The following is a 20,315-nucleotide window of genomic DNA, read 5'->3' on the forward strand; positions in this document are numbered from 1 at the left end:
ACTTGTCATTGCGGCCATCGGGCCCGGCCGCCCAGGATGGCAGACATGAAGCAGCGATCCGTACTCGTCGTCCTCTTCGAGGACGTCCTGAGCCTCGATGTGAGCGGCCCGATGGAGGTCTTCGCCGGGGCGTCCCGTGCCCCCGGTGTCTCCTACGAGCTGCGCACCGCCTCCCTGACCGGTGCGCCGGTCCGCTGCTCCAACGGCCTCACCCTGGTCCCCGACGGCGCACTCTCCGACGAGGACGTGCCCGACATGCTCCTCGTCCCCGGCGGCTCCGGGACCCGCACCCCCGACCCGGCGCTGGTCGACTGGCTGCGTGAGAACGCCCCGCGCGCCGGGCAGTTGGTCTCCGTCTGTTCCGGTGCCCTGCTGCTCGCCGAGGCGGGGCAGCTCGACGGCCACCGCGTGACCACCCACTGGTCCGTCTGCGAGACGCTCGCCCGTGACCATCCGGCGGTCGAGGTGGACCCGGACCCGATCTTCGTGCGCGACGGACGGCTGGCCACCTCGGCCGGTGTCACCGCGGGCATCGATCTCGCCCTGGCCCTCGTCGAGGAGGACCACGGCCGCGATGTGGCGCTCGCGGTGGCCCGCCACCTCGTCGTGTTCCTGCGGCGCCCGGGTAACCAGGCCCAGTTCAGCGCCCAGCTCACCGCCCAGACGGCCGTCCGCGAACCCCTCCGGGCCGTTCAGCACTGGATCACCGAGCACCCGGACGCCGACCTCTGCGTGGAGGCACTGGCGGCCCGGGCCAGGCTCTCACCCCGTCACTTCGCCCGTGCCTTCCAGGCCGAGACCGGCCTCACCCCGGGCCGGTACGTCGAGCGTGTCCGCCTCGAACAGGCACGCCGGCTCCTGGAGGACACCACCGACGGCGTCGCGGGAATCTCCCGCGCCAGCGGCTACGGCACCCCGGAGGCCATGCGCCGCGCCTTCGTCAAGGCGCTCGGTACGGCACCCGCCGAATACCGCCGCCGCTTCCACTCCCAGCCCGTCTGATCAACGCCCGCGACCCGCCCGCAATTCGCCCGCAACGTGAGGAACACCGTGCAGATCGCCATCGTGCTTTTCGACCGCTTCACCGCCCTCGACGCCGTGGGCCCCTACGAGATCCTCAGCCGCACCCCCGGCGCCGAGACCGTCTTCGTCGCCGAGCGGACCGGGGCCGTACGCAACGACAGCGGGAGCCTCGCGCTCCACGCCGACCGTACGCTCGCCGAAGTCCCCGCCCCCGACCTGGTGATCGTGCCCGGCGGTCCCGGGCAGAGCGCCCAGATGGAGAACGAGACCCTGCTGGAATGGCTGCGCACCGCCGATGCCACCAGCACCTGGACGACCTCGGTGTGTACCGGGTCGCTGCTGCTCGCCGCGGCCGGACTGCTCGACGGCCGGCGAGCCACCTCGCACTGGCTCGCCCTCGACATCCTCAAGAAGTACGGTGCCGAGCCGACCGGTGAGCGCGTCGTTCTCGACGGCAAGTACGTCACGGCCGCCGGGGTGTCGTCCGGCATCGACATGGGCCTCACCCTGCTCGGCCGGATCGCCGGCGACGAGCACGCCCAGGCCGTGCAGCTGCTCACCGAGTACGACCCCCAGCCGCCCTACGACGCCGGATCCCCCGAGAAGGCCCCGGCCCCCCTGGTCGAGAAGTTCCGTACGAGCAGCCGGTTCAGCCTCCGGTAGAAGCTGCCCGGCCAGGTTCCGTGACCCAGCTGAAGCGGGGCGTACGGCGCTCCATGAAGGCGGCGACACCCTCAGCGGTGTCGCCGCTGCCGCGCGCCTGCTCCGACCAGTACGCGTCCCGGTCCTCGCGCCCGTCGGCGAACTCCTTCGCCGCCGCCTGGGTCAGCTGCGAACGCGACGCCAGTACCTGCGCGAACGCCCGCACCCGGGCGTCCAGTCCGCCCGCCGGCAGCACCTCGTCCAGCAGCCCCGTGCGCAGGGCCCGTTCCGTACCGATCAGCTCGCCGGAGAAGAGCAGGAACTTCGCGGCGGCCGGACCGACCAGCGCGACCAGTCGCCGGGTCGACGACGCGGGGTAGACGATCCCGAGCTTGGCCGGTGTCACCCCGAACGACGCCCCCTCCTCGGCGAACCGCAGATCACAGGCGGCCGCGAGCTGGCTGCCGCCGCCCACGCAGTATCCGCGCACGGCGGCCAGCGTGGGCCGGGGAAAGGCGGCCAGCGCCTCCTCCGCCCGCACGGCGAGCTCCTGCGCACGGCTGCCCGGCTCCCGGAGCGAGGTGATGTCGGCGCCGGCGCAGAAGGTGTCCCCGGCGCCGGTGAGCACCAGCACCCGCACCACCGGGTCGGCGGCCAGCCGTTCCAGGAGTCCGGGCAGCGACCGCCACATGTCGGCGCTCATGGCGTTCCGCTTGGCGGAGTTGCTGATGACGACGGTGGCGACGCCGTCGGTGACGGTGTGTTCCAGCCGCGCCTGCTCCCTGGGATCCATGCGCCGGATGCTATCCGTACGGTCCGTACCTATGATCAAGAAGGGGTCGCGAAGCGGGCACGCACCGTGAGGAGCTGTCGATGGCCGGTCCCACGACCGAGGGCAAGAGACTCCACCGCAGTTTCGGCGGTCTCGCCCTGCTGGGCTTCCTGCTGGTGATCGCGGGTCTCGTCGGGCTCGTCTACACCGGCGTGGCCACACTGACCTCGATGATCCTCTTCGGCTGGCTGCTGCTGATCGGCGGCCTGGTCGGCCTCCTCCACGCGATCCAGGCCCGTGGTACCCCGTACTTCTGGCTGGGCGTGGTCGTCGCCGCGCTGAACATCGCGGCCGGGGTCGTCGTCATCCGTCACCCGCACGGCACGGCGGAGGCGCTGACCATGTTCGCCGCGCTGCTCTTCCTCACCGGAGGAGTGTTCCGGCTGGTCGGAAGTGTCGTCGTCCGGGGCCCCCAGTTCGGCTGGACGCTGCTGCAGGGCGCCTTCGGACTGCTGCTGGGGCTGCTGGTGCTCTTCGACTGGCCGCACAGCAGCCTCTATGTGCTGGGCTGCTTCTTCTCGCTGGCCCTGCTGTTCGACGGGCTGGGGCTGATCGCGATCGGAATCGGCGGGCGACGGATCGTCAGCCTGGTGACAGACCAGATGACGCCCGAAGAAGACGAGAAGTAGTCCAATCACCTGACGCTGTCATACCCACTCGGTCACATTGCATCTATAGGCGACTACTTGTGGTCAGAAGCTCGGTCCGGACCAAACTGTTCCCGACACTCATTACTCGATAGTCAGTGACGTGCGAGTCGAGAGCGGGTGCCGGTCTATGGAGAGCCGCGGGAGTGTACCGGCCCATCCCGTGCCGTACGAGGGAGTGTGGCGTTTCACCGCCCCTGCCGTCGACGTCTCGGTGCCGCAGGCGCGGCACGCGGTGCGGGACCTGCTGAACCGGCAGGGCGTGCCCCTGGAGGACGACGTCCTCCAGGGCCTGCTGCTGATCGTCTCGGAACTGGTCACCAACGCCGTGAAGCACGCCGCACTGCTCTCGCCCGAGCTCTCGGTCGAGGTGGCCATCGGGGCGGAATGGATCAGGGTGTCCGTCGAGGACAACCACCCCTACCGCCCCACCGCCCTGGTGACCGACTACGCGCAGACGGGCGGCCGTGGACTGCTGCTGGTCCGCGAGGTGACGGCGGAGGCGGGTGGTACCTGCGACGTGGAGCACACGGCGGGTGGCGGAAAGATCATCTGGGCGGCACTGCCGCTGAGGGCCCAGTTCTGACCGCCCCCGCCGGGCGGCCCCTCACCAGCCCGCCGACGGCCCCGTCAGCTCCCTGATCGCGGGCCGCGCGGCGTCCAGCACCGTCATGAACCAGGCCGAGAACGGCGCGGCGGCGTGCCGCTCCGCGAGCTCACCCGCGGTCACGAAGGCCGTCTCGCCGACCTCCTCCGGATCCGGCCGCAGCCGCTCCTGCGCCATCCCGACGAACAGGTGGTTGAACTCCTGCTCCACCAGGCCCGAGGCGGGGTCCGGATGGTTGTAGCGGACCGTTCCCGCGGCCGCGAGCAGCGAGGGCGAGATGCCGAGCTCCTCGTACGTACGCCGGGCGGCGGCCGCGAAGGGTGCCTCACCGGGGTACGGATGACCGCAGCAGGTGTTGGACCACACGCCGGGGGAGTGGTACTTGCCGAGCGCGCGGCGCTGCAGCAGCAACCGTCCCTGTTCGTCGAAGAGGAATACGGAGAACGCCCGGTGCAGCTGGCCCGGTGCCTGGTGGGCGGCGAGTTTCTCCGCGATGCCGATGGTGGTGCCGTCCTCGTCGACCAGTTCGAGCATGATCGCTTCTGCTGTGCCGTTCGACGAGCTGTGCGCCGCGGTGGCTGGTGTGGTCGGCATACCCATCCTTCGCTTTGGTTCCCGGCCTCGTGCGCCGGACCCCTCGAGTCCGGACAAGTCTGCCGCACAAAAGCCGCTTGTCCGTACTTCGAGTGCTGGCATGTCCGGTCCGACGCACGCTGACGGCGCGGCGGACCGGACACCGCGTCAGACCCCGAAGGCGTCCGGATACTGGATGTTGCCCATGGGCACCGAAGCGGAATCGTCGAGACGCAGTGCCATCAGGGCCTCGTCGGGAACATCGAAGGCGACCCCGATCCCGAACCGCGACGCCGGTACGAAGCCGAACGCCGGGTAGTACCGCGGATGGCCGAGCACCAGCACGAGCGGCTCACCCAGCAGCCGGGCCGCGTCCAGCACGGCACGCACCACCGCACGGCCGGCACCCCTGCCCTGATGCGCGGGCGCGGTCGCCACCGGGGCCAGCGCCAGCGCCGGCGCGTCCCCGACCCGGCACCGGGTCAGCAGCGCGTGTGCGGCGACGGAACCGTCCGGTGCCTCGGCCACGTACGAGAGACCGGGCAGCCAGGCGCCGGGATCCAGGCGCAGGGCATCGACCAGATCGGCCTCGGCCCGCGTCGGGAACGCCGCCGAGTTGACGGCGTGCACGGCATCGCGGTCCGCGGCGGTCTCCGGACGGGTCCGCCACCGGGAGTCGGCGGGCCGCAGGACGTAGCCGGCGTAGCCGTACTCCGTGCCGTGGTCGCGACGCATCGCCAGCTCCTCGGCCGTGGCCGCGAGCGCCTGCGCCATGCCGGGAGCCGAGGGATCGGCGGCCGCGGCCCGTTCGGCGAGCGGGACGTAGTACTCGTCCCAGTCGCTCTCGGGCTGCACCAGTACCCCGAGCACATGGCAGCCCGCCGCCACGGCGGCGGCCGTGTTGGCCGCGACCGGGCGCAGGGAGCCGTGCCGCTCCCAGAACGCACGGGCCCCTTCGGAAGGCGCGTCCGTGGTCCAGACGCACTCGGTGATCACCATCGAGCCGCCGGGAGCGAGCAGCCGCTGCCAGTCGCGGAGCGCCGTGTCGAACCCGATGAAGTACGCGGAACCCTCGGCCCAGACCAGGTCGAAGGAGCCGTCGGCGAACTCGGGGCCGCCGAGGTCCGCCATATCGGCCCGGACGGTACGGATCCGGTCACCGAGGCCCCGCGCCTCGGCCGCCTCGCGCAGTTCGTCGAGGAACGGCTGGTGCAGATCGACCGCGGTCGCCTCGGCACCCGCCTCGGCGGCGAGCAGCAGGGCGGCCCTGCCGGGACCGCAGCCCAGGTCCAGGACGCGCGGACGGTCAGGCTGCGGGCCCGCGAGGGCGAGGAGCCGACGGGTGGTCGCGTCGGAGCCCGGACTCTGCCGGGGCAGCCGGTGGTGCAGTGCGAAGAAAGCGTTGAATGTGTGGTCGGTCAACGTGGGAAACCCTTGGGTGAGAGGGCTCCGGCCGACGCGGCACGACGTGGAGACAGCCGAGGCGCTAGCCCGGAACCCGGGAGATGAGGAAGGACGGATTGCTGCGCGGGGCAGCCGTCGTCGCGACAGTCATCAACCTCAGCTCCTTCACTCCTACGGGCTTCGCACTCGAACGTACGCCGGAGAGATTAACACCAGGTCCCGGTCAGTGGCAGAGCTTCGCCTCGTGCTCCGCGTGGCCGCTCGGCTCCAGCTGGAAGGTGCAGTGCTCCACGTCGAAGTGATGACCGAGACAGCCCTGCAGGTCGTGCAGGAGCTTCTCGTGGCCGATGGAGTCCAGCATCTCCTGGTGCACGACCACGTGCGCGGAGAGCACCGGCATCCCGGAGGTGATCGTCCAGGCGTGCAGGTCGTGGACGTCCAGCACCCCGGGAAGGGCGGTGATGTGGGCGCGCACCTCCGCCATGTCGACACCCTTGGGCGCCGATTCCAGAAGTACGTCGAGCGTCTCGCGCAGGAGCTTCACCGTACGGGGGACGATCATGAGGCCGATCAGCAACGAGGCGATCGGGTCGGCGGCCTGCCAGCCCGTGGCCATGATGATGCCCGCCGACACCAGGACGGTGACCGAGCCGAGGGTGTCCGCGACGACCTCGAGATAGGCACCCCGCACATTGATGCTGTCCTTCTGCCCGCGCATCAGCAGGGACAGCGAGACGACGTTGGCGACCAGACCGACGGAGGCGAACACGATGGCCAGACCGCCCCTGGTCTCGGCCGGGGTGACGAAACGGTCCACGGCCTCGAAGACCAGGTAGCCGCCGACCCCCAGGAGCAGCAGGCAGTTGGCCAGCGCAGCGAGGATCTCCGCCCGGGCGAAGCCGAAGGTGCGATTGGGTCCCGAGGGCCTGTTGGCGAAGTGGATCGCGAGCAGGGCCATGCCGAGTCCGAGTGCGTCCGTGGCCATGTGGGCCGCGTCCGCGATCAGCGCGAGCGAGTCGGCGAGCAGCCCGCCCACGATTTCCATGACCATGACGCCGAGCGTGATGCCCAGGGCGACCTTGAGCCGGCCCTTGTACGCGGCGGCGGCCGTGCCCGTCGGGGGCGGCCCTCCGTGCGCGTGCCCGTGATCGTGGCCAGCCCCCATGGGAACGCCTCCGCAACGCGTCGTAGCACTCGGGCGGCGATCGCCCGATGTGGCCAGTGAACTACGGGCGGGGGGTACCGGGCAACACGGCACTGAACACCGTTGTCATGTGCCCTGACCTGCGTAAACGTTTGCAGGTCAGGGTGTCGGCCGAGTGCTGCGGGCTACTTCGCGCGGGCCTCGGGGTGGCGCAGGCACCAGCCCTCCCAGGCCGACTCGACCATCTCGCGCACCCCGCGCCGGGCCGTCCAGCCCAGTTCCTCGGTCATCCGTGCGGCGGAGGCGACGGCCCTGGCCGCGTCACCGGGCCTGCGCGGTTCGATCACGGGCTCCGTGGGCAGGCCGCTGACCTCGCCCACCAGACGGGCGAGCTCACGCACCGAGACGCCTTCGCCGCGGCCGATGTTCACGGTCAGATCGCCGGCGAAGCCGGGCTCCGACAGTCTCCGGGCGACCGCGAGGTGCGCGTCGGCGAGGTCGGCGACGTGGATGTAGTCGCGGACACAGGTGCCGTCGGGCGTCGGGTAGTCGTCACCGAAGATCCGCGGGGCCTCGCCGCGCGTCAGCCGGTCGAAGATCATGGGCACGACGTTGTAGACGCCCGTGTCCGACAGTTCGGGCTCCGCGGCCCCGGCCACGTTGAAGTAGCGCAGACAGGCGGTCGAGACCGAGTGCGCCCGGCCCGTCGCCCGCACCAGCCATTCACCGGCCAGCTTGGTCTCGCCGTAGGGGTTGATCGGGGCGCACGGAGTCTCCTCGGTGATGAGGTCCGTGTCGGGAACCCCGTACACAGCGGCCGAGGAGGAGAAGAGGAAGCGCCGCACACCGGCCGCGACCACGGCCTCCAGCAGCACGGCGAGCCCGGTCACGTTCTCCCGGTAGTAGACGAGGGGCTTCTCGACGGACTCACCGACCTGCTTCTTCGCCGCGAGGTGCACCACACCGGTCACCTCGTGCTCGGCCAGCACCCGGTCGAGCAGCGCACGGTCGGAGGCCGAGCCGCGCACCAGGGGAATGTCCGCGGGCAGTCGCCCCTCGATACCCGTCGAGATGTCGTCGAGCACCACGACTGACTCTCCCGCTCCCGTCATGGCCTTCGCCACATGTGCTCCGATGTAACCGGCCCCGCCTGTGATCAACCACGTCATACGCGTCAGCTTATGCGCTGACCCTGCGCGGTTTGTGGGGCGAGGTGTTGATCGACGATGATGATCGCGAACAGCGCCGCATGATGGCCGGTTCGCCCGAACGGAGCACAAACGGGCGGTGAACTCGGTCTTCCGTTCATCCGATAGCCTCAGCCGACGCGCCGCCGGCCCGCCCGAGGGCCGCACTGTCGCGCGCCTTTCCCGTCAGCACCAAGGAGTGAGTTCGTCTGTCGACCGCCATCCTCACCGGTGCGCCGGTACCCGGATCGTCGCTCGAGGACGATCTGCGGTCACTCGGCTTTGACGTAAGGGCAGCCGCCGACGCCTCCGAGGCCGCGGAGCTGCTCGCCGCGGTCCCCGCGAGCCGTCGCGTCGCGCTCGTGGACCCACGCTTCGTCGGCCACGTCCATGCCCTCAGGCTCGGACTGACCGACCCCCGCTTCGCCGTCGCCACCGTCCCCGGAGCGCTCACCGCGCAGCCCGAGGCACGGGACGCGCTGCTCCGAGCCCTGCGCAGGGCCGTGGCAGCCGTGGGCGCGGAAAGCCCCGTCGCGCCCGCCGGCGCCGAACCCGTCGCCGAGGACCGCACGGTCCCCGGCCGGCTCGCCGTCGCCCTGGACGCCGAGGGCACCGCCGTGCAGCGCCCCGAGCTCGGTTCGCTCACCGCCGAGGTACCCACCGGTCCCGAGGACCGGAGTGCCGCTCAGGCCGCCGTCGACGCCGTCGACGACGAGGCCGTACGGCTGCGCAGCGCGGTGAAGGCCCACGACGGCTTCTTCACGACGTTCTTCATCAGCCCGTACTCGCGCTACATCGCCCGCTGGTGCGCCCGCCGGGGCTTCACCCCGAACCAGGTCACCACCGCCTCGCTGATCACCGCACTCGTCGCGGCCGGCAGCGCGGCGACGGGCACCCGCGGCGGCTACGTCGCGGCCGGGGTGCTGCTGCTCCTCTCCTTCGTCCTGGACTGCACCGACGGGCAGCTCGCCCGCTACTCACTGCAGTACTCGACGATGGGCGCCTGGCTGGACGCCACCTTCGACCGGGCCAAGGAGTACGCGTACTACGCGGGCCTCGCCCTCGGCGCCGCCCGCGGCGGCGACGACGTATGGGTCCTCGCGCTCGGCGCGATGGTGCTCCAGGCATGCCGCCATGTCGTCGACTTCTCGTTCAACGAGGCCAATCACGACGCGGTCTCCAACACGAGCCCCACCGCCGCGCTCTCGGACCGGCTCGACAGCGTCGGCTGGACCGTCTGGCTGCGCCGGATGATAGTCCTGCCCATCGGCGAACGCTGGGCCATGATCGCCGTGCTCACCGCGGTGACCACCCCCCGGATCGTCTTCTACGCCCTGCTCGTCGGATGCGCGCTGGCCGCCTGCTACACCACGGCAGGGCGACTGCTGCGCTCGCTGACCCGCAAGGCGCAGCGCACCGACCGGGCCGCGGTCGCCCTGGCCGACCTCGCCGACTCGGGACCGCTCGCGCAGGCCGTGGCCGGCGCGGTGCGCCGCCCTCGCGGGGGCTTCACCGCCCCGCTGCTGGCCCTCGTCGGCGCAGTGGTGATCGTCACCACCGCCCTGTTCGCTCCCTACGGCAGCTGGCTGACCGTCGGCGCGGCCGCGGTGTACGCGGTCGTCTCCGGCCTCGCGGTCTCGCGGCCGCTCAAGGGCGCGCTCGACTGGCTCGTACCCCCGGTCTTCCGGGCCGCGGAGTACTGCACCGTCCTGGTGCTGGCTGCCCGCAGTGACGTGCCGTACGCGGTTCCGGCGGCATTCGGCCTGGTTTCGGCCGTCGCCTACCATCACTACGACACGGTGTACCGCATCCGAGGTGGTACCGGCGCACCGCCCCGGTGGCTGGTGCGCACCATCGGCGGGCACGAGGGCCGGACCCTGGTCGTGGCCGTACTCGCAGCCGTACTGACCCGGAGTTCAGGATTTACCACGGCTCTCACCGCGCTCGCGGCGGCCGTGGCTCTGGTGGTGCTCGTGGAGTCCATCCGCTTCTGGGTGTCCTCCTCGGCCCCCGCTGTACACGACGAAGGAGAACTCGCATGATCGGCCTCGTACTGGCAGCCGGTGCAGGACGACGTCTGCGTCCGTACACGGACACGCTGCCCAAGGCACTCGTGCCCGTGGACGGCGAGAAGACGGTCCTGGACCTGACGCTGGCCAACTTCGCCGAGGTCGGACTCACCGAGGTCGCGATCGTCGTCGGCTACCGCAAGGAAGCCGTCTACGCCCGCAAGGCCGAGTTCGAGGCGACGTACGGCGTGACCCTGACGCTCATCGACAACGACAAGGCCGAGGAGTGGAACAACGCCTACTCCCTCTGGTGCGCCCGTGACGTCCTGAAGAAGGGCGTCATCCTCGCCAACGGCGACACCGTGCACCCGGTCTCCGTCGAGAAGACCCTCCTGGACGCCCGCGGCAAGGGCCAGAAGATCATCCTCGCCCTCGACACGGTGAAGAACCTCGCCGACGAGGAGATGAAGGTCATCACGGACGGCGAGAAGGGTGTGCGGCGGATCACCAAGCTGATGGACCCGGCCACCGCGACCGGCGAGTACATCGGCGTCACGCTGATCGAGCCCGAGGCCGCCGAGGAGCTCGCCGACGCGCTGAAGGTCACCTTCGAGCGCGACCCCGACCTCTACTACGAGGACGGCTACCAGGAGCTCGTGAACCGCGGCTTCACCGTCGACGTGGCCCCCATCGGCGAGGTCACCTGGGTCGAGATCGACAACCACGACGACCTCGCCCGCGGCAGGGAGATCGCGTGCCGGTACTGACCCGCCTCATCCCGTCCCCGGTCGTCGTCGACATCCGGCGCGGCGCGATGGACGATCTGGCCGGTCTCCTCGCCGACCAGCGGATCTCCGCGTCGGGCAAGCTCGCCATCGCGATCAGCGACGGTTCCGGGCGCGCCCTGCGCGAGCGGCTCGCTCCGGTGCTGCCGGGGGCCGACTGGTACCCGGTCGCCGACGGCACGATCGACTCCGCGGTGCGGCTCGCCGACGGCATCAAGGGCAACCGCTACGACGCCGTCGTCGGCCTCGGCGGCGGCAAGATCATCGACGTGGCGAAGTACGCCGCGGCGCGGGTCGGCATGCCCATGGTCGCCGTCGCGACGAACCTGTCCCACGACGGGCTCTGCTCCCCGGTCGCGACCCTGGACAACGACAACGGGCGCGGCTCCTACGGGGTCCCCACCCCGATCGCGGTGGTCATCGACCTCGACGTGATCCGCCGGGCCCCCGCACGCTACGTGCGCTCGGGCATCGGCGACGCGGTCTCCAACATCTCCTGCGTCGCCGACTGGGAGCTCGCCCACGAGATCCAGGGCGAGGAGATCGACGGACTCGCGGCGGCCATGGCACGTCAGGCGGGCGAAGCCGTACTGCGCCACCCCGGCACGGTCGGCGACGACGCCTTCCTCAAGGTGTTGGCCGAGGGACTCGTCCTGACCGGCATCTCGATGTCGGTCGCCGGGGACTCCCGGCCCGCCTCGGGCGGCTGCCACGAGATCAACCACGCCTTCGACCTGCTGTACCCGAAGCGCGCGGCCAGCCACGGCGAGCAGGTCGGCCTCGGCGCCTGCTTCGCCATGCACCTTCGGGGCGCACGCGAGGAGTCGCTGCACATGGCGTCCGTACTGCGGCGCCACGGGCTGCCCGTGCTGCCCGACGACATCGGCTTCACCGCCGAAGAGTTCGTGCGGGCCGTCGAGTACGCCCCCCAGACGCGCCCGGGACGCTTCACGATCCTGGAACACCTCAACCTGTCCACCGACCAGATCAGGGACGCGTACGCCGACTATGCAAAAGCCATCCATAGCTGAACTCCGCCCGGTCGTGCACCCTCCGGGCGTGAAGGACCGGCGCAGTGGCGAGCACTGGGCAGGTCGGCTCTACATGCGCGAGATCTCGCTGCGCATCACCCGGAGCCTGGTGACCACCAAGGTCACGCCCAACCAGCTGACCTACGTGATGACCGTCGCCGGCGTGCTCGCGGCACCCGCCCTGCTGGTCCCGGGCATCCCCGGGGCCCTGCTCGGCGTGCTCGCCGTCCAGCTCTACCTCCTGTTCGACTGTGTCGACGGCGAAGTGGCCCGCTGGAAGAAGCAGTTCTCGCTGGGCGGGGTCTACCTCGACCGGGTGGCCGCCTATCTGTGCGACGCGGCGGTACTGGTCGGCTTCGGCCTGCGTGCCGCCGACCTGTGGGGCCCGGGGCGCGTCGACTGGCTGTGGGCCTTCCTGGGCACGCTCGCCGCGCTCGGCGCCATCCTGATCAAGGCCGAGACCGACCTCGTCGGGGTCGCCCGTCACCAGGGCGGGCTGCCGCCCGTCAAGGAGTCCGCGTCCGAGCCGCGCTCCTCCGGCATGGCGCTCGCCCGACGGGCCGCCGGCGCGCTCAAGTTCCACCGGCTCATCCTCGGCATCGAGGCGTCGCTGGTCATCCTCGTGGTCGCCGTCCTCGACACGGTCAGGGACGACCTCTTCTTCAGCCGCCTCGCCGTCGCCGTCATGGCCGGCATCGCCCTTCTCCAGACCGTCCTGCACCTCGTGTCGATCCTCGCGTCCAGCAGGCTGAAGTGAGCTCCCCCATGAAACTCGGCGCGGTCATCATCACCATGGGCAACCGTCCGGACGAGCTGCGCGCCCTCCTCGACTCGGTCGCCAAGCAGGACGGCGACCGGATCGAGGTGGTCGTGGTCGGCAACGGCGCCTCGGTCCCCGACGTCCCCGCGGGCGTGCGGACCGTGGAGCTGCCCGAGAACCTCGGCATTCCCGGTGGCCGCAACGTCGGCATCGAGGCGTTCGGCCCTTCCGGCGCCGACGTGGACGCACTGCTCTTCCTCGACGACGACGGGCTGCTGCCGAACACCGACACCGCCGAGCTGTGCCGGCAGGCCTTCGGGACCGATCCGAAGCTCGGCATCGTCACCTTCCGTATCGCCGACCCGGACACCGGGGTCACGCAGCGCCGGCACGTGCCGCGACTGCGTGCCTCCGACCCGATGCGCTCGTCCCGGGTGACGACGTTCCTGGGCGGTGCGAACGCCGTACGCACCCAGGTGATCGCCGAGGTCGGCGGACTGCCGGACGAGTTCTTCTACGCGCACGAGGAGACCGATCTGGCCTGGCGTGCCCTGGACGCCGGCTGGATGATCGACTACCGCGCGGACATGGTGCTCAACCACCCCACGACCGCTCCCTCGCGCCATGCGGTGTATCACCGCATGGTGGCCCGCAACCGGGTCTGGCTCGCCCGCCGGAACCTGCCCGCGCCGCTCGTGCCCGTGTACGTCGGTGTCTGGCTGCTGCTCACCCTGGTCCGCAGGCCGTCCGTGCCCGCGCTCAAGGCGTGGTTCGGCGGCTTCCGGGAAGGATGGGCGAAGCCCTGCGGTCCCCGGCGCCCCATGAAATGGCGTACAGTCTGGCGGCTGACCAGACTGGGCCGCCCACCTGTGATCTGAGAAGCTCTTCTCTGAGACCATGAGGCGTATTTTTCGTACGGGACCCTGTCCGCCTTGGCCGCGCCCGCGACCGGCTGCGCATTGTGAAGACGAGAGTTTCAACTTGTGAGTGAGACAACCCACGACGGTGGGGTCGCGTTGAGCACCCCACCGTCCGCCGACGAGGGGCTCAGCGCGTCCCAGGTGGCCGCCAAGTACGGCCTCACTGTGAGCGGCGCCCGGCCCGGGCTGTTCGAGTACATCCGTCAGCTCTGGGGCCGCCGTCACTTCATCCTGGCGTTCTCCAGGGCGAAGCTGACCGCGCAGTACAGCCAGGCCAAGCTCGGCCAGCTGTGGCAGGTGGCCACGCCCCTGCTCAACGCGCTGGTCTACTTCCTGATCTTCGGACTCATCCTGGGCACCGCGAGGGGGATGAGCCAGGAGGTCTTCATCCCGTTCCTGGTGACGGGGGTCTTCGTCTTCACGTTCACCCAGAGCTCGGTCATGGCGGGGGTGCGGTCCATCGCCGGCAACCTCGGTCTCGTCCGCGCCCTGCACTTCCCCCGTGCCTCACTGCCCATCTCCTTCTCGCTGCAGCAGCTTCAGCAGCTGATGTACTCGATGATCGTGCTGCTGGCCGTGACGGTGGGGTTCGGCAGTTACCCCTCGCTCTCGTGGCTGCTGGTGATCCCGGCGCTCGCGATGCAGTTCCTGTTCAACATGGGCCTGGCCCTGGTCATGGCCCGGCTGGGCAGCAAGACCCCCGACCTGGCGCAGCTGATGCCGTTCGTCATGCGGACCTGGATGTACGCCTCGGGCGTCATGTTCTCCATCCCGGTCATGCTGGCGGACAAGCCGCAGTGGATCGCCGACGTGCTGCAGTACAACCCGGCGGCCATCTACATGGACCTGGTCCGCTTCGCGCTCATCGACGGCTACGGCTCCGAGAACCTGCCGCAGCACGTCTGGGCCGTCGGGCTCGCCTGGTCGCTCCTGGTGGGCGTCGCGGGCTTCGTGTACTTCTGGAAGGCAGAGGAACGGTACGGCCGTGGCTGAGGAAACGTCCCAGGGGCACATCCCCACCGTCATCGCCGACGACGTGCACATCGTGTACCGGGTCAACGGCACGGGCGGTGGCAAGGGCAGCGCCACCGCGGCGCTGAGCCGGATCATGCGCCGGGGCAAGGGCGAGCCGCGCGGCGTCCGCAAGGTGCACGCGGTGCGGGGTGTCTCCTTCACCGCGTACCGGGGCCAGGCGATCGGCCTCATCGGCACCAACGGCTCGGGCAAGTCCACCCTGCTGCGTGCCATCGCCGGACTCCTGCCCACGGAGCACGGCAAGGTGTACACGGACGGTCAGCCGTCGCTGCTCGGTGTCAACGCGGCGCTGATGAGTGACCTGACCGGCGAGCGCAACGTCGTGCTCGGCGGCCTCGCCATGGGCATGAGCCGCGAGGAGATCCGGGCGCGGTACGAGGACATCGTGGAGTTCTCCGGGATCAACGAGAAGGGCGACTTCATCACCCTGCCGATGCGGACGTACTCCTCGGGGATGGCGGCACGGCTGCGTTTCTCCATCGCCGCGGCCAAGAACCACGACGTCCTCATGATCGACGAGGCGCTGGCCACCGGTGACCGCAAGTTCCGGGTCCGCTCCGAGGAACGGATCCGCGAGCTGCGGAAGGAGGCGGGCACCGTCTTCCTGGTCAGCCACAACAACAAGACCATCAGGGACACCTGTGACCGGGTGCTGTGGCTGGAGAAGGGCGAGCTCCTGATGGACGGCGCCACCGACGAGGTCCTCAAGGCCTACGAGCGGGAGACCGGCAAGTAGTCCCGCACGACCGAGTGGCCCCCGCCCGAGCGCAGCGGCGGGGGCCACTGCGGCGTGCGGCTCCGGGGCAGCGGGGACGTACTACGGCTCCGGGGGCCATCTCCTCCCGGCGGATGACGTCAATTGCCCTGAATCCGGGGAAGGTTGGCGGAGATCGATGTGTTGTACCGGGGTGCGTCGCACCCCCGCGCGGGCTTGTGCGCTGTACAACGTAAGCTGTACCGGTGCTGATTCGCGGCAATGTGGGGGGATACGCCCCCTGCGCATCGCTCCTGGTGAGCCCGTCGCACTCGGGAGAATGAGCGGCGTGTCCGAAAAGGGATGTTTTGGGTCGGCAGTGTAGAACGGGAGATATGACGGCAATGATGGAAAATCTCCAGCTCCGACGTGGTTTCGCCGTCCCCGCGTCGGGCGGTACGCAGTGATCCGTACCCAGCAGGCGCGTACCGACGCCGCCGCAACCGGCACGCTCGACAAGGCCGCGGACGAGAACTTCCCCGTGGCCCCCTTCTTCCTGCCCCGCGCCTGGCGCGACGATCTGATGGCGGTCTACGGCTTCGCCCGCCTCGTCGACGACATCGGTGACGGCGACCTCGCCCCTGGCGGCGCCGACGCGCGCCACCTCGGCCTCGAGCCCGGACAGACCGAGGACCGGCTCGCCATGCTCGACGCCCTCGAGGCCGATCTGTACCGGGTCTTCGCAGGCTCGGCCGAAGTGCCGCGTCACCCCCTGCTGCGCGCCCTGCGCCCCACCGTGCGAGGCTGCGCGCTCACCCCCGAACCCTTCCTCGGCCTCATCGAGGCCAACCGGCAGGACCAGAAGATCCGCCGCTACGGAACGTACGCGGAGCTCCAGGCCTACTGTGAGCTGTCCGCCAACCCCGTCGGCCGCCTGGTCCTGCAGATCACCGGCACTTCCAGCCCCGAACGGATCCGGCGCTCGGACGCCGTCTGCACCGCGCTGCAGATCGCCGAGCACCTGCAGGACGTCGCCGAGGACCTCGGCCGCGACCGGATCTACCTCCCCGCCGACGACATGGACCGCTTCCATGTCCGTGAATCAGACCTGGCCGTACCGTCCGGGGGCGCATCGCTGCGCGCCCTGGTCGCGTTCGAGGCGCAACGCGCTCATGACCTGCTGGACGAAGGCATTCCCCTGGTGGGTAGTGTCAACGGCAGGCTCAAGCTGCTGCTCGCCGGATTCGTCGCCGGAGGGCGAGCCGCCCTCACCGCGATCTCGGCCGCCGGGTTCGACGTACTGCCCGGACCGCCCAGGCCCACCGCGCCCAGACTGCTGCGCGAAGTGGGAGTTGTCCTGCGAAGAGCGCACAGAGAGGGGTGAGCCGGACCGTGGAGGGACAGACGACGTACATGTCGGCACCGGTACAGGCCGCATACAGCTACTGCGAGGCCGTCACCGGACAGCAGGCCCGTAACTTCGCGTACGGCATCAGGCTGCTGCCGTACGACAAGCGGCAGGCCATGTCGGCGCTGTACGCCTTCTCCCGTCGGGTCGACGACATCGGCGACGGAGAGCTGGCCCCGGAGACCAAGCGGTCCCGGCTGGAGGGCACCCGTGAGCTGCTCGACCGGGTCAGGAGCGGCGCGGTCGACGAGGACGACACCGACCCGGTGGCCGTCGCGCTCGCCGACGCGGCGCGCCGGTTCCCCCTGCCCCTCGGCGGGCTCGACGAGCTCATCGACGGCGTGCTGATGGACGTGCGCGGCGCGAGCTACGAGACCTGGGACGACCTCAGGACCTACTGCCGGTGTGTCGCGGGTGCCATCGGGCGGCTCAGCCTGGGCGTTTTCGGGACGGAACCGGGCGCACCGGGTGCGGACCGTGCCGCGGAGTACGCGGACACGCTGGGCCTGGCGCTCCAGCTCACCAACATCCTGCGCGACGTCCGCGAGGACGCGGGCAACGGGCGCACCTACCTGCCCGCGGATGATCTCGCCAAGTTCGGCTGCTCCGCCGGATTCCACCGGGCGACCCCGCCGCCCGGCTCGGACTTCGCCGGCCTGGTGCACTTCGAGGTCCGGCGCGCCCGGGCCCTGTTCGCCGAGGGCTACCGGCTGCTGCCGATGCTGGACCGGCGCAGCGGCGCCTGTGTAGCAGCCATGGCGGGCATCTACCGTCGGCTCCTCGACCGGATCGAACGCGATCCCGAGGCCGTACTGCGCGGCAGGGTCTCACTGCCCGGGCACGAGAAGGCCTACGTCGCGGTGCGCGGCCTGTCGGGCCTCGACGCGCGGTACATCTCCCGTCGGACGGCCAGGGGGCGGGTCTGATGTGCCCCGAGAGCGGTACCGGGCGGCGGGCAACCCTCCGCCTGCCTGCTGCGTCCCTCGAAGCGATGTCTCCGATCTCCGTGATCCGGGCCCGGACGGCCCGGACTTCCGCAGCCCGGCGAAAGGGGGACGCATGAGTGGCCCGACCCGCTCACGTGCGGTCGTCGTCGGCGGAGGCCTGGCCGGAGTCACCTCGGCCCTCCGCCTCGCCGACGCCGGGCTTGACGTGACCCTGCTCGAAGGCCGTCCCAGGCTCGGCGGGCTGGCCTTCTCCTTCCGCCGCGGCGAGCTGTCCGTCGACAACGGCCAGCACGTCTACCTGCGCTGCTGCACCGGCTACCGCTGGTTCCTGGACCGGGTCGAAGGAGCCCACCTCGCCCCGCTCCAGGACCGCCTCGACGTGCCCGTACTCGACGTCGGAAGGAAGGCCGGGCCGCGGCTCGGACGGCTGCGCCGCACCGGACTTCCCGTACCCCTGCACCTCGCCGCCGGACTCGCCGCCTACCCGCACCTTTCGCTCGCGGAGAAGGCCGGCGTCGCGCGGGCCGCCCTGGCACTCGGCCGCCTCGACCCGGCCGACCCCGCGCTCGACGGCATCGACTTCGCGACCTGGCTGCGACGGCACGGACAGTCCGAGCGCGCCGTCGAGGCGCTCTGGGACCTCGTGGGCGTCGCCACGCTCAACGCGACGGCGCCGAACGCCTCCATGGCACTGGCCGCCATGGTCTTCAAGACGGGGCTGCTCTCCGAGCCGGGCGCCGCGGACATCGGCTGGGCAGCGGTCCCGCTGGGCGAGCTGCACGACACCCTCGCCCGCAAGGCGCTCGACTCGGCCGGCGTCAGGACCCAACTGCGCGCCCGGGTCGGCTCGCTCACCCGGACCGACGACGGCCGATGGTCCGTCGGGACGGACAGCGAAGTGATCGAGGCGGAGACCGTCGTCCTCGCCGTGCCCCAGGGCGAGGCCCACGGGCTGCTGCCCGACGGGGCGATCGACTCTCCCGGGCGTCTCCTGGACATCGCCGATTCGCCGATCCTCAACGTTCACGTTGTCTACGACCGAAAGGTGCTGCGCCGGCCGTTCTTCGCAGCCATCGGCTCGCCCGTGCAATGGGTCTTCGACCGTACCGAGCAGTCGGGACTCCAGGGTGAGGGGCAGTACCTCGCCCTCTCCCAGTCCGCGGCCCAGGACGAGATCGACCTGCCCGTCGCGGAACTGCGCAAGCGCTACCTGCCCGAGCTCGAGCGACTGCTCCCGGCCGCCCGCGGCGCGGGGATCCGCGACTTCTTCGTCACCCGGGAGCGCACAGCGACCTTCGCACCCGTCCCGGGAGTGGGACGCCTGAGGCCGGGCGCCGGCACCCGCGCCCCCGGCCTCCACCTGGCGGGGGCATGGACCGCCACCGGCTGGCCCGCCACGATGGAGGGCGCTGTCCGCAGCGGCTTCAGCGCCGCGGACGGCGTACTCCAGGCTCTCGGGCGGCCCCACGAACATCCGCTGCAGGAGGCGGCATGAGCAGTACCACCGGAACAAGAGGAGAGTCTGTGACCCCGGCGAATCCGGCTTACGACACCGTGGCGGAAACCACGGACGTCACCGCGCTTCTGGAGCGCGGAAGGGCCCTGTCAGCGCCGGTGCTGCGAGCTGCCGTGGACCGGCTGGCGCCGCCCATGGACACCGTCGCGGCCTACCACTTCGGCTGGATCGACGCCCAGGGCCTGCCCGCCGACGGCGACGGCGGCAAGGCCGTGCGCCCCGCACTCGCCCTGCTGTCCGCCGAAGCGGCCGGCGCCCCGGCCGAAGCCGGGATCCCCGGCGCGGTCGCCGTCGAACTCGTGCACAACTTCTCGCTGCTGCACGACGACCTGATGGACGGCGACGAGCAGCGCCGCCACCGGGACACCGTCTGGAAGGTGTACGGCCCGGCCCAGGCGATCCTCGTCGGCGACGCGCTCTTCGCGCTGGCCAACGAGGTCCTGCTGGAGCTCGGTACCGTGGAGGCGGGCCGCGCGGCCCGCCGCCTGACCACCGCCTCCCGCAAGCTCATCGACGGGCAGGCCCAGGACATCTCCTACGAGCACCGCGAACGGGTCACCGTCGAGGAGTGCCTGGAGATGGAGGGCAACAAGACAGGCGCCCTGCTCGCCTGCGCCGTCTCCATCGGCGCCGTGCTCGGCGGCGCGGACGACCGGACCGCCGACACCCTGGAGGCGTACGGCTACCACCTCGGCCTCGCCTTCCAGGCGGTCGACGACCTGCTCGGGATCTGGGGCGACCCGGAGGCCACCGGAAAGCAGACGTGGAGCGATCTGCGCCAGCGCAAGAAGTCCCTGCCCGTCGTCGCCGCGCTCGCCGCGGGCGGACCCGCGTCCGCCCGGCTGGGCGACCTCCTCGCCGCAGACGCCAAGAGCAGCGACTTCGACAGCTTCTCCGAAGAGGAGTTCGCCGCGCGAGCGGCACTCATCGAGGAGGCGGGCGGTCGCGAATGGACCGCTCAGGAAGCCCGCCGTCAGCATGCGGTAGCCATCGAGGCACTGCATGGTGTCGACATGCCGGAACGTGTGCGGGCGCAGCTCACCGCACTCGCCGACTTCGTTGTCGTCCGAAAGAGATGATCACCATCCTCATATGAATCGCAGTCGCCGGCGGGCGTCCGCACAGGACGCCCGCCGACGGAGACCCCAGCA

The 20,315-nt window shown here is 70.8% G+C and carries 20 protein-coding genes; 15 read left to right on the top strand and 5 right to left on the bottom strand.

Annotated elements, in window-relative coordinates:
* Positions 1-45: 45 nt before the first annotated feature.
* Both ACFW9O_RS27045 and ACFW9O_RS27050 read left to right on the top strand, forming a co-directional pair.
* A complete protein-coding gene (locus ACFW9O_RS27045; protein ID WP_384612874.1) occupies positions 46-1,002 on the top strand; it encodes a GlxA family transcriptional regulator in 957 nt (318 codons plus the stop codon).
* Positions 1,003-1,050: 48 nt separating this feature from the next.
* Complete coding sequence (locus tag ACFW9O_RS27050) at positions 1,051-1,686, top strand: DJ-1/PfpI family protein (protein WP_384612876.1); 636 nt, start codon at positions 1,051-1,053, stop codon at positions 1,684-1,686.
* On the opposite strand, the gene ACFW9O_RS27055 is transcribed toward ACFW9O_RS27050, so the two are convergent.
* Positions 1,673-2,458 (bottom strand): enoyl-CoA hydratase/isomerase family protein, encoded by a 786-nt coding sequence (locus tag ACFW9O_RS27055; RefSeq protein WP_384612877.1) that lies wholly within the window; start codon positions 2,456-2,458, stop codon positions 1,673-1,675. The two genes, ACFW9O_RS27050 and ACFW9O_RS27055, sit on opposite strands and share 14 nt — an antisense overlap.
* An 80-nt stretch (positions 2,459-2,538) precedes the next feature.
* Between ACFW9O_RS27055 and ACFW9O_RS27060 the strand changes: the two genes are divergently transcribed.
* Together ACFW9O_RS27060 and ACFW9O_RS27065 are read left to right on the top strand one after the other, a co-directional pair.
* Positions 2,539-3,126: a DUF308 domain-containing protein gene (locus ACFW9O_RS27060; protein ID WP_351170298.1), complete on the top strand. Its 588-nt coding sequence runs from the start codon at positions 2,539-2,541 to the stop codon at positions 3,124-3,126.
* A gap of 148 nt (positions 3,127-3,274) precedes the next feature.
* Entirely contained in the window at positions 3,275-3,730 is a 456-nt protein-coding gene (locus ACFW9O_RS27065) for an ATP-binding protein (RefSeq protein WP_351170301.1), read from the top strand.
* A 21-nt stretch (positions 3,731-3,751) separates the two neighbouring features.
* Here ACFW9O_RS27065 and idi read toward each other — a convergent pair whose 3' ends face one another.
* From idi to galE, 4 genes are all read right to left on the bottom strand, one after another.
* A complete protein-coding gene (gene idi, locus ACFW9O_RS27070) occupies positions 3,752-4,345 on the bottom strand; it encodes an isopentenyl-diphosphate Delta-isomerase (protein ID WP_351170304.1) in 594 nt (197 codons plus the stop codon).
* A 147-nt stretch (positions 4,346-4,492) separates the two neighbouring features.
* On the bottom strand, positions 4,493-5,746 hold the full coding sequence (locus tag ACFW9O_RS27075; RefSeq protein WP_384612879.1) for a GNAT family N-acetyltransferase: 1,254 nt from the start codon (positions 5,744-5,746) through the stop codon (positions 4,493-4,495).
* A gap of 205 nt (positions 5,747-5,951) precedes the next feature.
* A complete protein-coding gene (locus ACFW9O_RS27080; RefSeq protein ID WP_384612880.1) occupies positions 5,952-6,893 on the bottom strand; it encodes a cation diffusion facilitator family transporter in 942 nt (313 codons plus the stop codon).
* Positions 6,894-7,057: 164 nt separating this feature from the next.
* Positions 7,058-8,041 (bottom strand): UDP-glucose 4-epimerase GalE, encoded by a 984-nt coding sequence (gene galE, locus ACFW9O_RS27085; protein ID WP_384612882.1) that lies wholly within the window; start codon positions 8,039-8,041, stop codon positions 7,058-7,060.
* Between the two features lie 284 nt (positions 8,042-8,325).
* Here galE and ACFW9O_RS27090 point away from each other — a divergent pair, with 284 nt between their 5' ends.
* The 11 genes from ACFW9O_RS27090 (at position 8,326) to ACFW9O_RS27140 (ending at position 20,243) form a co-directional block, all read left to right on the top strand.
* A complete protein-coding gene (locus ACFW9O_RS27090; RefSeq protein ID WP_384612993.1) occupies positions 8,326-10,101 on the top strand; it encodes a DUF5941 domain-containing protein in 1,776 nt (591 codons plus the stop codon).
* On the top strand, positions 10,098-10,835 hold the full coding sequence (locus ACFW9O_RS27095; protein ID WP_351170316.1) for a phosphocholine cytidylyltransferase family protein: 738 nt from the start codon (positions 10,098-10,100) through the stop codon (positions 10,833-10,835). The genes ACFW9O_RS27090 and ACFW9O_RS27095 overlap by 4 nt, the downstream gene beginning before the upstream one ends.
* Positions 10,823-11,884, top strand: coding sequence for an iron-containing alcohol dehydrogenase family protein (locus tag ACFW9O_RS27100; protein WP_351170319.1), 1,062 nt, complete (start codon positions 10,823-10,825; stop codon positions 11,882-11,884). Before ACFW9O_RS27095 ends, ACFW9O_RS27100 begins: the two co-directional genes overlap by 13 nt.
* Entirely contained in the window at positions 11,862-12,641 is a 780-nt protein-coding gene (locus ACFW9O_RS27105) for a CDP-alcohol phosphatidyltransferase family protein (RefSeq protein ID WP_384612884.1), read from the top strand. The genes ACFW9O_RS27100 and ACFW9O_RS27105 overlap by 23 nt, the downstream gene beginning before the upstream one ends.
* Positions 12,642-12,649: 8 nt before the next feature.
* Entirely contained in the window at positions 12,650-13,522 is an 873-nt protein-coding gene (locus tag ACFW9O_RS27110) for a glycosyltransferase (RefSeq protein WP_351170325.1), read from the top strand.
* Positions 13,523-13,627: 105 nt separating this feature from the next.
* Complete coding sequence (locus ACFW9O_RS27115; RefSeq protein ID WP_351170328.1) at positions 13,628-14,557, top strand: ABC transporter permease; 930 nt, start codon at positions 13,628-13,630, stop codon at positions 14,555-14,557.
* Positions 14,550-15,335, top strand: a complete 786-nt coding sequence (locus ACFW9O_RS27120) for an ABC transporter ATP-binding protein (protein WP_351170331.1) — start codon at positions 14,550-14,552, stop codon at positions 15,333-15,335. Before ACFW9O_RS27115 ends, ACFW9O_RS27120 begins: the two co-directional genes overlap by 8 nt.
* Before the next feature lie 421 nt (positions 15,336-15,756).
* Positions 15,757-16,677: a squalene synthase HpnC gene (hpnC, locus tag ACFW9O_RS27125; protein ID WP_384612887.1), complete on the top strand. Its 921-nt coding sequence runs from the start codon at positions 15,757-15,759 to the stop codon at positions 16,675-16,677.
* 29 nt (positions 16,678-16,706) lie between these two features.
* Positions 16,707-17,627 (top strand): presqualene diphosphate synthase HpnD, encoded by a 921-nt coding sequence (gene hpnD / locus ACFW9O_RS27130; RefSeq protein ID WP_351170337.1) that lies wholly within the window; start codon positions 16,707-16,709, stop codon positions 17,625-17,627.
* Positions 17,628-17,760: 133 nt separating this feature from the next.
* Positions 17,761-19,143, top strand: a complete 1,383-nt coding sequence (gene hpnE, locus ACFW9O_RS27135) for a hydroxysqualene dehydroxylase HpnE (RefSeq protein WP_384612889.1) — start codon at positions 17,761-17,763, stop codon at positions 19,141-19,143.
* The gene (locus ACFW9O_RS27140) at positions 19,140-20,243 is read left to right on the top strand and encodes a polyprenyl synthetase family protein (protein WP_351170343.1); all 1,104 of its coding nucleotides are present in this window, start codon (positions 19,140-19,142) and stop codon (positions 20,241-20,243) included. Before hpnE ends, ACFW9O_RS27140 begins: the two co-directional genes overlap by 4 nt.
* The last annotated feature ends 72 nt before the right edge of the window (positions 20,244-20,315 follow it).

Source organism: Streptomyces sp. NPDC059499 (genome assembly GCF_042749285.1).
Taxonomy (GTDB): Bacteria; Actinomycetota; Actinomycetes; order Streptomycetales; family Streptomycetaceae; genus Streptomyces.